Consider the following 13,502-nt stretch of genomic DNA (forward strand, 5'->3'; position numbering starts at 1 on the left):
GTCAAGGTCATACGATCGGCCGCATGTCCGACTTCCGCACCGCTGCCCATGCCGCTGCCGAGCTGGTCTCCGACTACCTGGCCGGGGTGCCGGCCGGCCCGGTCTGGCGGCCGATGGACCCGGCCGCCCGGCAGGCGCTGCTGGACGCGCCGCTGCCGCACACCGGCCGCGAGCTGGACGAGCTGCTGGCCGTGATCGCCGAGCAGGTGCTCCCGGCCCCTATGGGCAACGGGCACCCGCGGTTCTTCGGCTGGGTCAACTCGGCTCCCGCCCCAGCCGGCGTGCTCGCCACCCTGGCGGCCGCCGCGATGAACCCCAGCTCGGCGGGCGGCGACCACGCCGACGTGCACCTGGAGCGGGCGGTGGTGCGCTGGATCGCCGAGCTGGTCGGGTTCCCCCACCGGCCCGGCGGCGGCCTGCTCACCTCCGGCACCTCGATGGCCACCATCGTCTGCCTGTCCGCCGCCCGCGGCCGGGCCGCCGCACGGGCCGGCCACGACGTGCGGGCCGACGGGCTGGCCGGACTGCCACCGCTGGTCGGCTTCGTCACCGGCGAGACCCACTCCTGCGTCCGCAAGGCCGCCGAACTCCTGGGCCTGGGCAGCCGGCAGCTGCGGGTGGTGCCCGCCGGCGCCGAAGGCCGGATCGACCCGGACGCGCTGCGGGCCGAGATCGCCGCCGACCGGGCGGCCGGCCGGCTGCCGTTCCTGGTGGTCGCCTCGGCCGGCACCGTTAACACCGGCGCGGTGGACGCCTTCGAGCCGCTCGCCGACCTCTGCGCCGAGGAGGAGCTGTGGCTGCACGTCGACGGGGCCTACGGCGCCTTCGGGGTGCTCGATCCGGCGATCGCGCACCGCTACGCGGGGCTGGACCGGGCCGACTCGCTCGCCCTGGACCCGCACAAGTGGCTGGGCGTGCCGGTGGACTGCGGCTGCGCGCTGGTCCGCGACCCGGAGCAGCTGCGGGAGACCTTCAGCCTGGTGCCGTCCTACCTGCGGGACGAGGAGGACGGCGGGCTCGGCTGGTTCTCCGAGTACGGCATCGAGCAGACCCGCCCGTTCCGCTCGCTGAAGGTGTGGGCCACCATCGCGCACCGCGGCCGGGACGGGATCGCCGCCGACGTCGCGCACTGCACCCGGCTGGCCCGGCGGCTCGGCGAGTCGGTGGCCGCCGACCCGGCGCTGGAGCTGCTGGCGCCGGTGGACACCTCGATCGTCGCCTTCCGGTCCCGGCCCGCCGGCCTGTCCGAGGCCGAGCTGAACGCACTCAACCGGGCGCTGCCGCTCGCCGTGCAGCGGCGCGGCCGGGCATTTGTGACGGGCACATTGCTCGGCGGCCGGGAGGCGGTGCGGGCGTGCCTGCTCAACTCGGCCACCAGCGAGGCTGATCTGACCGTTCTGCTGGACGAAGTCCGGTGCGCGGTAGACGAACTGACGATCCGGCAGTAGACCTGGCCGAGTCCCGGGGCGCACTCGCAGACATTAACCGCGTGGTCATAACGGATTCGTGATCGCGAAACACCAATCCGTCATGGTGGTGTCATGAGTGAATCGTCTTCGACCGCCCAGCACCCCTCCACCACCCCGTCCCGAGCCCAGCGGCGGCAGGCCAGAAGCGCGCGTTGGCGCCACTCGACCGTCGAGCTGGCCGCCGTCTTCCTCGCCGTGGCCACCGCCGACCTGATCGCCAACGTGGTCGTGCACGGGCACGACGGCCCCGTACTGCTCTTCGCCTCGGCGCTGGCGCTGCTCGCCACGGCGGTGTTCCACGCCTGGTGGGCGCATCGCCATCCCCATGGCGCGCCGCCGCCCACGCCCGAGGCCGAAGCCGCTGCCGAGGCGGGCCCGCCGGCCGAGACCCGGCTGTGGCGGCTGCGCACCACCGTGTCGGACGCGCCCGGCAGCCTGGCCACGGTCTGCGCGGCGCTGGCCGTGCTGCGGGTCAGCATCATCTCGCTGCAGACCCACCCACTGCCCGAGGGCACCGTGGACGAGTTCCTGCTGCGCGCCCCGCGGGACCTGCCGCGCGCGGGGCTGACCGAGGCGGTGGCGCTGGCCGGCGGCCGGGAGATCTGGACCGACCCGGCCGACGCGCACGACCTGGTGGACGTGCCGACCCATGTGCTGGGCCTGGCCACCCGGACCGCGCTGGACACCGCCGAGCTGCCGGTGGCGCTGCGGCAGCTGTTCGGCCGGCTCACCGTGCGGCACTTCCCGCGCCGCCCGGGCGAGGAGCCGGCGCCCAGCCTGGCGGGCCACCTGATGCGGCTGCCGGTGCCCGGCGGCGGCCTGATCGAGCTCTCCCGGCCGCACCTGCCGTTCACCCCCACCGAGTTCGCCCGGGCCAAGGCCCTGGTCGACCTGGACGGAGTGCTCGGCCCCCGGGTGCCCAAGGTGGCCGACCGGCTGCGCAGTCCGGCCGGCGCCGAGCTGACCGTGCGCCGGGCCGTGCCCCAGGACCGGGCCGCCGCGCTGGCCATGCACCACCGCTGCTCCACCGAGACGCTGCGCCGCCGCTACCACGGCCCGGTCGCGGACGCCGACCGCTACCTGGCCCACCTACTGGACCCGCGGCACGGCCAGACCCTGGCCGTGGAGACCGCCGACGGCGAGCTGGTCGCCCTGGCCCACCTGCTCTGGGACGACGACAGCGCCGAGCTCGCCGTGCTGGTCGAGGACGCCTGGCAGCGCCGCGGCCTGGGCGTGGACCTGCTGCGCCGGATGGCCGCACTGGCGGCCGAGGCGGGCGTGGCCACCGTCTACGCGGTCACCCAGGCCGGCAACACCGCGTTGATCGGCGCCATGCAGCGACTGACGATCCCGCTGGACTACCAGGTGGAGGACGGCACCCTGGTGATCACCGCGCACCTGGCGGGCGCGGCCGGCCGGCTGCCGAGCCCCTGGCCGAGCCTGCCGGGCCGCCCCTGAGCGCACCGGCCGTCGGAGCGCCCGACGACACCACCGTGGCCGCCCCGCCCGCGCGGGGCGGCCACCGCGCGTACCGGGGGCGGATGACGGCCGTTCGAGCCACCGTCAGGGCGCTGAGCAGTCATGACCGGGGGCCGCGGCTCACCGCGATCCCGATGAGCCGTTAGGCTGGCCCCGTCCCAGCCTTCCGACGGCCCGCCGGTCCGACCCCGGCCCAGCGGTCCCCGGGAGGTCGTCAGTCAGAGGAGGAACCCCTGAGCATGCCAGGCACCGAATCGGAGGCCGCGGCGACCGGCGCGCGCGACTCCTCACTGCCCGCCCGCTCCAAGCTCGCCGTCACCGCGGGCCGGATGGCTGCCGCCGCCTCCCGCTCGGTCGGCCGCGGCAGCGGATCGGTGATCGGGGGCAAGGTCGCGCTCAAGCTCGATCCCGACCTGCTCGCCCGGCTCGCCGACCACCTGGACGTGGTCCTGGTCTCCGCCACCAACGGCAAGACCACCACCACCCGGCTGATCGCCGAGGCCCTGCGCGCCGCCGGCCCGGTGGTCTCCAACGCCCTGGGCGCCAACATGCCGGCCGGGATCACCTCCGCCCTGGCCGGCGGCTCGGACGCCCGGTACGGCGTGATCGAGGTGGACGAGAAGTACCTGGCGGGCGTCGCCCGGGACACCAGTCCCAAGGCGATAGCCCTGCTCAACCTCTCCCGCGACCAGCTGGACCGGGCCGCCGAGACCCGGATGCTGGCCGAGAAGTGGCGCGAGGGCCTGCAGCACACCGAGGCCGTGATCATCGCCAACGCGGACGACCCGCTGGTGACCTGGGCCGCCTCCTCCTGCCAGCGGGTGGTCTGGGTGGCCGCCGGGCAGGCCTGGAAGGAGGACGCCTGGTCCTGCCCGTCCTGCGGTGGCGTGATGCAGCGCCCCGGGGACGACTGGTACTGCCAGGAGTGCGGTTTCCGCCGTCCGCAGCCGCACTGGGCGCTGCAGGGCCACCATGTGATCGACCCGAACGGCTCCGCCTGGCCGATCCAGCTGCAGCTGCCGGGCCGCGCCAACCTGGCCAACGCCACCAGCTCCGCCGCGGTCGCCGCGGTCTTCGGCGTGTCGCCGCAGGCGGCGCTGGAGCGGATGCAGTCGGTGACGGCCGTCGCGGGCCGCTACGACGTGGTCAACTTCCGGGGTCGTGACGTCCGCCTGCTGCTGGCCAAGAACCCGGCCGGCTGGCTGGAGACCTTCTCGCTGATCGACGGCCCGCCGGCACCGGTGATCCTCTCGGTCAACGCGATGGACGCCGACGGCACCGACACCTCCTGGCTCTGGGACGTGGACTACGAGCGCCTCGCCGGCCACCCGGTCTTCGTGATGGGCCAGCGCAAGCTCGACCTGGCGGTCCGCCTGGAGGTGGCCGGCCTGCAGTTCCAGGTGGTGGAGTCGCTGGAGGAGGCGGTCCAGATGGCGCCGCCCGGACGGATCGAAGCAATCGCCAACTACACGGCGTTCCAGCAGCTGCGAAAGGTGGTGGCGGCCGGATGAGCACGCCTCCCGGATACGGCGGCCACGGCGGGCAGCCGGGCTATGGTCAGCAGCCCCCGATGCAGCCCGGCTACGGCCAGCAGCCCCCCATGCCGCCCGGCCACGGCCAGCAGCCGCCGATGCCGCCCGGCTACGGCCAGCCGCAGCCGCCCCAGCACCAGCAGCCGCAGCAGCCGATGCACCAGCAGCCTCCGATGCAGCCCGGCTACGGCCAGCCGCAGGGCGGGCCGGGCGGCTACCAGCAGCAGCAGCCGCAGCCCGGCTACCAGGCGCCGCAGCAGCAGCCCGCGCAGCACCAGCAGCCTGCGCAGGCGCAACAGCAGCAGCACTATGGAAGGCCCTCTCGGATGAGCGACAGCAGCCTGCGGCTGGTCTGGGTCTACCCCGACCTGCTCAGCACCTACGGCGACCGGGGCAACGCGCTGGTCGTCGAGCGCCGGGCACGGCAGCGCGGGCTGAACGTGCAGCGCATCGACGTCCGCTCCGACCAGCCGATCCCGACCAGCGGTGACATCTACCTGATCGGCGGCGGTGAGGACCGCCCGCAGCGGCTCGCCGCCGAGCGCCTGCGGGCCGACTCCGGCCTGCCGCGCGCGGTGGACAACGGGGCGATCGTCTTCTCGGTCTGCGCCGGCTACCAGATCCTGGGCCACGAGTTCATCAACGACCTGGGCCAGCGCGAGCCGGGGCTGGGCCTGCTGGACGTCTGGTCCACCCGTGGCGAGGGGGCCCGCAGCGTCGGCGACGTGCTGGCCGAGGGCGACCCGACCCTGGGCCTGCCGACCCTGACCGGGTTCGAGAACCACCAGGGCGTGACCCACCTGGGGCAGGGCGTGTCGCCGCTGGCGCACGTCACCGTCGGTGGCGGCAACGGCGACGGGAACGGCACCGAGGGCGCCTGGCGGGACACCGTCTTCGGCACCTACCTGCACGGCCCGGTGCTGGCCCGCAACCCCGCGGTCGCCGACCTGCTGATCAAGCTGGCGCTGGACGTGAACGCGCTGCCGCCGGCCGACACCACCTGGTACGACGCGCTGCGCGCCGAGCGGATCGCCTCCGTCAGCCAGAACGCCTGATCGGGCGTTGAGTTGATCGGGCGCTGACGGGCATCAGCTCCCGTGAGATGAACGTTCGCCGGCCGCCGGATGTCCAGCATCCGGCGGCGCGAACGGTCGACTCAAAAACGTAAGACAATATGCACCGTCGGATGCAACCCTCCTCGGCAACCGGCACCATCGCGCGGGCGCGCCGACGACGCCGCCCCCGTGCCTGCTCCCGCCCGGCCGGAGGTGGGGGCCGCTACGATCAGTTTCGGCGTGATTTGTCCGATTCTGACCTCGACCTTCCAAAGGTGGTAATCCGGCCGTCCGGTATCTCCCCCAGCCTCGCCGGCTGGCGGAGCCCCCAAGGGGAGTTGCAGAACAATGCGTATTGGAGTGCTGACCAGCGGCGGCGACTGCCCCGGCCTGAACGCGGTGATCCGCTCCGTGGTCCACCGCGGCGTGGTCGACCACGGCGACGAGATCATCGGCTTCCAGGACGGCTGGCGCGGACTGCTCGAAGGCGTCCACCGCCCGCTGACCCTCGACTCGGTGAGCGGCATCCTGGCCCAGGGCGGCACCATCCTGGGCTCCTCCCGGGTCCAGCCCAGCCATCTGCGGGACGGTGTGGAGCGGGCCAAGCAGTACTGCGAGGACCTCGGCATCGACGCGGTCATCCCGATCGGCGGCGAGGGCACCCTCAAGGCCGCCAAGCTGATGAGCGACGCCGGACTCCCCGTGGTCGGCGTACCCAAGACCATCGACAACGACATCGCCTGCACCGACGTCACCTTCGGCTTCGACACCGCCGTCTCGGTGGCCACCGACGCGCTGGACCGGCTGAAGACCACCGCCGAGTCGCACCAGCGGGTGATGGTGGTCGAGGTGATGGGCCGCCACACCGGCTGGATCGCGCTCAACGCGGGCATGGCGGCCGGTGCGCACGCCATCGTGGTGCCGGAGCGCCCGTTCCACATCGACAAGCTCACCGAGGTGGTCCGCGAGCGGTTCGAGCGCGGCAAGAAGTTCGCCATCGTGGTCTGCGCCGAGGGCGCCAAGCCGGAGCCCGGCACCATGCACTGGGAAGAGGGCACCAAGGACATCTACGGCCACGAGCGCTTCACCGGCATCGCCAACCAGCTCTCCCGCGAGCTGGAGCACCGCCTCGGCAAGGAGGCCCGCCCGGTGATCCTCGGCCACACCCAGCGCGGTGGCACCCCCACCGCCTACGACCGGGTGCTCGCCACCCGGTTCGGCTGGCACGCCGTGGAGGCCGCGCACAAGGGCGCCTTCGGGCACATCACCGCGCTGCACGGCACCCAGATCAACCTGGTGCCGCTGGGTGAGGCGGTGGCCGACCTGAAGACCGTCCCCGCCGACCGCTACATCGAGGCCGAGACGGTCATCTGACGCGCCGTCACCGGGAAGCGGTCACCGCCGCGAGCAGCGCCCCGCCACCACCCGGCGGGGCGTGCGCGGCCCGTGCGCCGCATGCCCCGATCTCCTGACCGGAGGCCCCCGGCCGCGCTACAGTGGGCGGCGCGTCGGCTTGGCGCCGGCGGCTTTTGAGGTGTGGGTTCTCCAGAGGCGATTGAGGTCATTGTGGCGTCTACAGGGCACATTCTGCGGTTCGACGAGGTTCGCGGGTACGGCTTCATCGCCCCCGATGAAGGGGGTGAGGACCTCTTCATGCACGCCAACGACCTGCTCGGGGAGAAGCACCTCTTCCGCGCGGGCCTGGCGGTGTCGTTCGACGCGGAGCAGGGCGAGCGGGGCATGAAGGCCTCGCGGGTGCGGCTGGTCGACGCACCGCCCCGGGAGGGCATCGGAGTGCAGCGCCCGCCGGTCGCCGTCATCCCGCCGTGGGCCACCCGGGAGGAGACCCCGGGTGACAACCTGTGCGACGTCCTCTCGCCCGCCGAGTTCCAGCACGAGCTGACCGAGACGCTGCTCACCGCCGCGCCGACGCTGACCGGCACCCAGATCCTGGCGATCCGCAAGGCACTGGTCGACCTGAGTCGGCAGCACAACTGGCTCGAGGGCTGAGACTCCGCAGCTGTTCCTGACGTTCCGTCACCATGCGTGGCGCGCCCGCACGGTGCGCCACGCGCGGCGAACCGGCCGGTAGCCTGGGCCGGTGCACAACTCTCCCCGGGGCGGGCCGGCCGGCCACCGCCGGGAGGGCTCCTCCCGAGAGATCACCCGCTGGTCCCCGTTCCTGCTGATCGCCCTGGCGGTGGTCATCGATGTGTCGACGCCGGGCGCGCAGCGGTTCGACCGAGTGCTGTCGGCCGCTCCCGCGCTCGCCGCCGCCACCTGGAACGTGCCCGCGACCGCCGCGTTCGGCGTGCTGGCGGCCGCCTTCGAGGTGCTGCTCAGCTTCACCCGGGGCGGGCCGGTGCGGCCGTCCTCACTGCTCACCGGCCTACTGGTGATCCTCGCCGTCACCCTGGCAGCCTGCTTCGCCAGCCATGTGCGCCAGACCAGGGAACGCGAACTGGCCGAGATCAGCGCGGTCGCCGACACCGCGCAACAGGTCCTGCTGCGCCCGATGCCACCCCGCCTGGCCGGGGTGGACCTCGATCTGCTGTACGCGGCCGCGGCCGCCCGGGCCCGGATCGGCGGCGACTTCTACGAGGCGCTGCGCACGCCGCACGGGGTGCGCATGATCGTCGGCGATGTGCAGGGCAAGGGGCTGGCCGCGGTGGAGACCGCCTCGGTGCTGCTCGGCTCGTTCCGCGAGGCCGCCTACGACGAGCCTGACCTCACCCGGCTGGTCGACAGGCTGGAGACCAGCATGCGCCGCTACTCCGAGCGGGTGCCGGGATCGGACGCCGCCGAGCGGTTCGCCACCGCCGTGCTGCTGGAGGTGCCGCCCGACCAGCCGGTGGCCCGCCTGCTCAACTGCGGCCATCCGCCGCCGCTGCTGCTGCGCGGCGGGGCGGTGCGGCCGCTGGAGCCCAGCACCCCCGCGCTGCCGCTGAACCTGTCGCCGCTGCTGAACGACGAGCACCCGGTGGACACCGTCCCGTTCGGCCCCGGCGACCGGCTGCTGGTCTACACCGACGGCGTCAGCGAGACCCGGGACCGCACCGGCACGTTCTACCCGCTGCTGGAGCGGATCGAAGGCTGGACCGGGCTGCCGTCCCGCCGCCTGCTCGACCGGCTGCAGGGCGACCTGGCCGACTACGGCACCACGGCCAGCGACGACATCGCGGTTCTGGTGGCCGGGCGGCCCGTCGAGCCCCGCGTGCCGTGACGCGGCCACCCCGGTGGCCCTGCCGCGCGTGGGCGCCCGTACTGTGGAGCCGATGAAAAACGGACGAACCGGACCTGACGCGGTAACGGGGGTCCGCCGCCACGAAGGAAAGCAGGGCCGCCGATGGACGGTATGACGGGGATGCACCACCACGGTGGCGGGATGCTCGGGCCGTTCTCACTGGACTCGGCGCTCACCTGGTCCCCCGACTGGCCGTTCCTGGTGGGCTGCCTGGTCGCGCTCGGCCTGTACGGGGCCGGGGTGGTCCGACTGGTCCGGCGCGGTGACCGCTGGCCGGTGGGGCGCACGGTGGCCTGGCTGCTCGGGGTGCTCACGGTGGTCGCGGTCACCTGCTCCGGGCTGAACGACTACGGCATGGTGCTGTTCAGCGCCCACATGATGCAGCACATGGTGCTGAGCATGCTGTCGCCGATCCTGCTGCTGCTCGGCGCACCGATCACGCTGGCGCTGCGTGCGCTGCGGCCGGCCGGCCGGGGGCGGCCGCGCGGGCCGCGCGAGCTGCTGGTGGCGCTGCTGCACAGCCGTTACGTCCGGGTGATCTCGCATCCGGCCTTCACCATCCCGCTCTTCATCGCGAGCCTCTACGGCCTCTACTTCACGCCGCTGTTCGACACCCTGATGCAGTCGCGGATCGGGCACCTCGCGATGATGGTGCACTTCCTGGCCGTCGGGCTGCTCTTCTTCTGGCCGATCATGGGCGTCGACCCGGGACCGCACCGCCCCGGCCACGTGATGCGGATCCTCGAACTGTTCATGGGGATGCCGTTCCACGCCTTCTTCGGGGTGGCGGTGATGATGGCGACCAGTCAGCTGGTGACCACCTTCAACATGGCCTCCGCGCCGCCCGGCACCGACCTGATGGCGGATCAGAAGATGGCCGGCGGGTTCACCTGGGCCTTCGGTGAGATTCCGACCGCCGTGGTGCTGGTCGCGCTGGTCTTCCAGTGGGCCAAGTCGGAGCAGCGGCAGGCGACCCGCATCGACCGCGCGGCGGACCGCGACGGGGATGCCGAGCTCGCCGCATACAACGCGTACCTCGCCTCGCTGGAGAAGCGCGGCAGCCGGCCGGCCCAGGCGGGCTGAGGCACCGAGAGCTCGTCGAAGTCCTGTCCACCCGTGCGGGTGGGCGGGACTTCGGCGTTTCCGGGGCGGGGCGGGGCGGGGCGGCGGGGCCGGGGCGTGCCGGGGCGGCCGACGGGGGCGACACAGGGCGGGGGGTGGCAGGGCCTGGGTGTCAGGGCCTGGGTGTCAGGGCCGTTCCGGCGGGGCCGGGGCGACGAGGCCGTGGCAGGCTGGAGGGTGGGTGAGAGCGATGACCGTCTTCCATGCGCATGGTCAGCACCAGATGAGGTTCCGCGACCGCGCGGACGCCGGGCGGCTGCTCGGCAAGCGGGTGGCCGGCTGGGCCGCCGACCGGCCGATCGTGGTGGGACTGCCACGCGGCGGGGTCCCGGTCGCCTATGAGGTGGCCCGGATGATGGAGGCGCCGCTGGACATCCTGGTGGTCCGCAAAATCGGCGCGCCCGGGCAGCCGGAGCTGGCCCTGGGCGCGGTCGGCGAGGGCGGCATCCGGCTGTTCAACCACGACATCATCGCCGCGCTCGGCATCTCCGCCGAGCGGCTGGAGCGGCTGGCCGACGAGACCGCCGCCGAGGTGGCGGAGCGGACCGGGCGGCTGCGCGGTGACCGTCCGCCGTTGGATCCCGCCGGCCGGGCCGTGGTGCTGGTCGACGACGGGATCGCCACCGGCGCCACGGTACGGGCGGCGATGGCGGTGCTGCGGCGGCGCGACGTCGACCAGTTGCTGCTGGCGGTGCCGGTGACCTCACCGGAGGCGCTGCGGGTGCTCGGGCCGCTGGCGGACGACCTGGTCTGCCTGAGCGCACCGGCGGCCTTCATGGCGGTGGGGCAGTTCTACGACGACTTCGACCAGACCAGCGACCAGGAGGTGCGGCGGCTGCTGGAGCTGGCCGGTGGGGGTGACACTCCGCGGCAATCCGGCTAATCCGGCTGAGCAAGCGCTTGGCCACCCGAATCCCCCGCAGCAGCGTGCTACTACTGCCGAAGGGTCATCCACTTCCCGGGGTCGGCCAGCGGCTCGAAGCCCGCCTTGGCGTAGACGCCGTGCGCGTCGTCGGTGGCGAGCACGATCCGGCGCAGCCCCAGCGGCGCCAAGTGGTCGCGCACCGCGGCGGCCAGCGCCGTGCCGAGGCCCTTGCCGCGCACCGACCGGTCCACGAAGACGTCGCAGAGGTAGGCGAAGGTGGCGTGGTCGGTGACCACCCGGGCGTATGCCACCTGGGCGCCGGACGAGCTGTCGTAGACGCCGAAGTTGAGCGAGCCGGCCATCGCCCGGTCCTGCTTCTCCCGAGGCCGGCCGATCGCCCAGTAGGCGTCCTCGGAGAGCCAGCGGTGGATCTGCGCGGCGTCCAGGCGGGCCGGGTCGGTGGAGATCTCGTAGCCGTCGGGCAGGTCGGGAAGTTCCGGCAGGTCAGGCAGTTCAGTCAGTTCAGTGGTCATGCCGAGATCCAATCAGCAGTGCGGCCGGACCGTCACCAGGGGTCCGGCCGCCACCGCTACTGATGTCCGCTCAGCTGGTCACCGTCCAGCTCTGGCCCGGCGCCGAGGAGTTGCCGGGGTTGGTCACCGCGACCGAGCCGGCGGCACTGCCACTGGTGTCCAGCACCATGCCGTTGCCCACGTTGGTGATGGTGAGCGCACCCGCGGCGTTCTGCTGCACCTTCCACTCCTGCCAGGGGTTGCCCGGGTAACTGTTCAACAGGTAGGCGCTGTTGCCGGCCTGGGCACCCGCCGAGAGCACGCCGTGCGTCTGAGCCGTGGTGGCGCAGTTGTCGGTGATCTGCACGGTGCCGTTGGTGTTGGGCGTGAACAGCCACTGCTGGGCGGCGTTTCCGCTCTGGTAGGCGTTGATGTCGGAGTTGCCGCCCACCGCCGCACCGCAGCCGCCCTGCACCTCCAGCACCCGGCCACCGGTGCCGCCGGCCGCGATGCTGTGGTACTTGCCGTCGCCGACGACGTTCGACCCACCGGTGCCGCCGGTGCCGCTGCCACTACCGGCGGTGAGCCGGTAGAGCGCGACGCCGTGCGCCGGGATCCAACTGCCGCCGATGGTCCCGGTGGTGGTGCCGGTGGCGCCGCTCCAGATCTCCTTGTAGCTGTAGCTGGACCCGGTCAGGCCCAGGGCGCTGAGGGTGGTGCTGGGCATGGCCCAGTTGCTCGGGTCCTGGTTGACCAGTGCCACGGCCGTGTCGCCGTTGGCCAGTTGGCGCTTCAGGATCACCGGCGCGGTCGGCGACGAGGGTGCGCTGCCGACCAGGGTGGCCGCCTTGCCCAGGGCGTCCTGGTCGATGGCGATCACGTCGGCGTTCTTCAGGATCGCCAGCGAGGAGGCGGTGATCCCGGTGGACCAGGTGTAACCGCTGTCGGTGTGCTGCGAGTCGGCGGCGGTGCGCAGGTCGGCGCCGGAGATCAGCGGGGCCGCCATCATGGAGAGGATGGAGAGTTCGGTCCGCGACTCGTCGTCGGTGAACGGCTTGTGGCAGGTACAGGTGTCGGTGACCCCGTAGTCGCCGAAGACGTCCTGCCAGCCCGCGAAGCTCATGTCCAGGTCGTTCCAGCCGCCCGGGCGGACGTTGCCCGCGTACTGCAGCGCGGTCTGCAACTGGCCGTTGTAGAGCACCCCGTTGAGCTCGCTGTCGCGGTCGCCGCCGATCCGGCACAGGTTGGCGACCTGGCCGCACCAGATGCCGGTGGGCGAGTAGCCGGGCGACTGGTACTGCGGGGTGCCGGCGGCGACGATCACCGGGTCGGTGCGGGCCGGGTCGTTGGCGTTCAGCAGGTAGGGCACGCCGGTGTGGACCGGCTGGGCGGAGACGGAGAGCACCACGCGGGGCTTGCCCTGGGCGGCGGAGGCGGCGTCCAGGGCGTGCTGGAAGGTCTGGACCCTGGCGTAGATGGACTGGGTGAGCTCCTTGCCCTCGCCCTGGGTGCCGTAGTTGTGGCCGTCGGGACCGGTGATCGGCGGGCCGTACGGGCAGTCGTCGTACTTCACGAAGTCGACGCCCCAGGAGACGAAGTCGGTGGCGTCGGTGCTCTCGTGGCCGAGGCTACCGGGGTGGCCCTGGCAGGTGGTGTAGGTGTCGGTGGCGTAGACGCCGAACTTCATGCCCTTGCTGTGGGCGTACCAGGCCAGGTACTGGATCCCGTTCATCGTCTGGCCGTTGACGGTCTGCGAGGGGAAGGCGCCGTTCGGGGTCAGGTGGCCGGAGGTGGGGTCGTTGCCGGTGCCGTCGGTGCCAGAGACCGGGTTGCCGTTGGCGTCGTAGAGCTGCATGGCGCCGTAGGAGTTCTTGGCGAAGTCCGTGGTCTGGCCGTCGCGGTGGCCCACCGACCAGCCGTCGTCGATGGTGACGCTGTTGTAGCCGGCCTGCACCAGGCCGTTGGCGGACATGAAGTCGATGGTCTGCTGGACCTGCTGCTCGGTCACACCGGTGCCGAGCGAGTTCCAGGAGTTCCAGCCCATCGGCGGGGTGAGGGCGACGCCGTTGCCGAGTGCGGCGGCGGGGGTGGCGCTGCCGAGGGTCAGGGTGGTGAGCGAAGCGGCGGCGAGCGCCATGGTGGCCAGTGCGCCGGTGAGTTGTTTCAGCGGAACACGCATGTGGGGGCTCCAGAAGTGGAGTGAGGTGGGGGGCCTGGTCAGGCC

12 protein-coding genes are annotated in these 13,502 nt (G+C 72.8%); 9 read left to right on the plus strand and 3 right to left on the minus strand.

What is annotated here, in order from left to right; all coding sequences use genetic code 11:
• Positions 1-23 precede the first annotated feature (23 nt).
• The 3 genes from P3T35_RS19615 to P3T35_RS19625 all read left to right on the plus strand — a co-directional run bounded on the left by P3T35_RS19615 (position 24) and on the right by P3T35_RS19625 (position 4,459).
• Entirely contained in the window at positions 24-1,448 is a 1,425-nt protein-coding gene (locus tag P3T35_RS19615; protein ID WP_101378905.1) for a pyridoxal-dependent decarboxylase, read from the plus strand.
• Positions 1,449-1,541: 93 nt separating this feature from the next.
• Positions 1,542-2,927 carry a GNAT family N-acetyltransferase gene (locus tag P3T35_RS19620; protein ID WP_101378906.1) on the plus strand — a complete coding sequence of 462 codons (1,386 nt, stop codon included), beginning with the start codon at positions 1,542-1,544 and terminating at the stop codon, positions 2,925-2,927.
• A gap of 260 nt (positions 2,928-3,187) precedes the next feature.
• Complete coding sequence (locus P3T35_RS19625; RefSeq protein ID WP_101378907.1) at positions 3,188-4,459, plus strand: MurT ligase domain-containing protein; 1,272 nt, start codon at positions 3,188-3,190, stop codon at positions 4,457-4,459.
• On the opposite strand, the gene P3T35_RS19630 is transcribed toward P3T35_RS19625, so the two are convergent.
• The gene (locus tag P3T35_RS19630) at positions 4,414-4,788 is read right to left on the minus strand and encodes a hypothetical protein (RefSeq protein WP_101378908.1); all 375 of its coding nucleotides are present in this window, start codon (positions 4,786-4,788) and stop codon (positions 4,414-4,416) included. The genes P3T35_RS19625 and P3T35_RS19630 overlap by 46 nt on opposite strands.
• Positions 4,789-4,806: 18 nt before the next feature.
• Here P3T35_RS19630 and P3T35_RS19635 point away from each other — a divergent pair, with 18 nt between their 5' ends.
• The 6 genes from P3T35_RS19635 (at position 4,807) to P3T35_RS19660 (ending at position 10,784) form a co-directional block, all read left to right on the plus strand.
• The gene (locus P3T35_RS19635; protein ID WP_101378909.1) at positions 4,807-5,535 is read left to right on the plus strand and encodes a glutamine amidotransferase; all 729 of its coding nucleotides are present in this window, start codon (positions 4,807-4,809) and stop codon (positions 5,533-5,535) included.
• A 348-nt stretch (positions 5,536-5,883) separates the two neighbouring features.
• Entirely contained in the window at positions 5,884-6,909 is a 1,026-nt protein-coding gene (locus tag P3T35_RS19640; protein ID WP_101378910.1) for a 6-phosphofructokinase, read from the plus strand.
• A gap of 192 nt (positions 6,910-7,101) precedes the next feature.
• Positions 7,102-7,545, plus strand: coding sequence for a cold shock domain-containing protein (locus P3T35_RS19645; RefSeq protein WP_101378911.1), 444 nt, complete (start codon positions 7,102-7,104; stop codon positions 7,543-7,545).
• 91 nt (positions 7,546-7,636) lie between these two features.
• Positions 7,637-8,758, plus strand: a complete 1,122-nt coding sequence (locus P3T35_RS19650; RefSeq protein WP_280707034.1) for a PP2C family protein-serine/threonine phosphatase — start codon at positions 7,637-7,639, stop codon at positions 8,756-8,758.
• 141 nt (positions 8,759-8,899) lie between these two features.
• Positions 8,900-9,862 carry a cytochrome c oxidase assembly protein gene (locus tag P3T35_RS19655; RefSeq protein WP_101378912.1) on the plus strand — a complete coding sequence of 321 codons (963 nt, stop codon included), beginning with the start codon at positions 8,900-8,902 and terminating at the stop codon, positions 9,860-9,862.
• A gap of 229 nt (positions 9,863-10,091) precedes the next feature.
• Complete coding sequence (locus P3T35_RS19660) at positions 10,092-10,784, plus strand: phosphoribosyltransferase (protein WP_280707054.1); 693 nt, start codon at positions 10,092-10,094, stop codon at positions 10,782-10,784.
• A 50-nt stretch (positions 10,785-10,834) separates the two neighbouring features.
• On the opposite strand, the gene P3T35_RS19665 is transcribed toward P3T35_RS19660, so the two are convergent.
• Positions 10,835-11,299 (minus strand): GNAT family N-acetyltransferase, encoded by a 465-nt coding sequence (locus P3T35_RS19665; RefSeq protein ID WP_180356318.1) that lies wholly within the window; start codon positions 11,297-11,299, stop codon positions 10,835-10,837.
• Positions 11,300-11,369: 70 nt separating this feature from the next.
• Positions 11,370-13,457 carry an alpha-galactosidase gene (locus P3T35_RS19670; RefSeq protein WP_101378913.1) on the minus strand — a complete coding sequence of 696 codons (2,088 nt, stop codon included), beginning with the start codon at positions 13,455-13,457 and terminating at the stop codon, positions 11,370-11,372.
• Positions 13,458-13,502 lie beyond the last annotated feature (45 nt).

It is taken from the genome of Kitasatospora sp. GP30 (genome assembly GCF_029892145.1).
Lineage (GTDB): Bacteria > Actinomycetota > Actinomycetes > Streptomycetales > Streptomycetaceae > Kitasatospora > Kitasatospora acidiphila.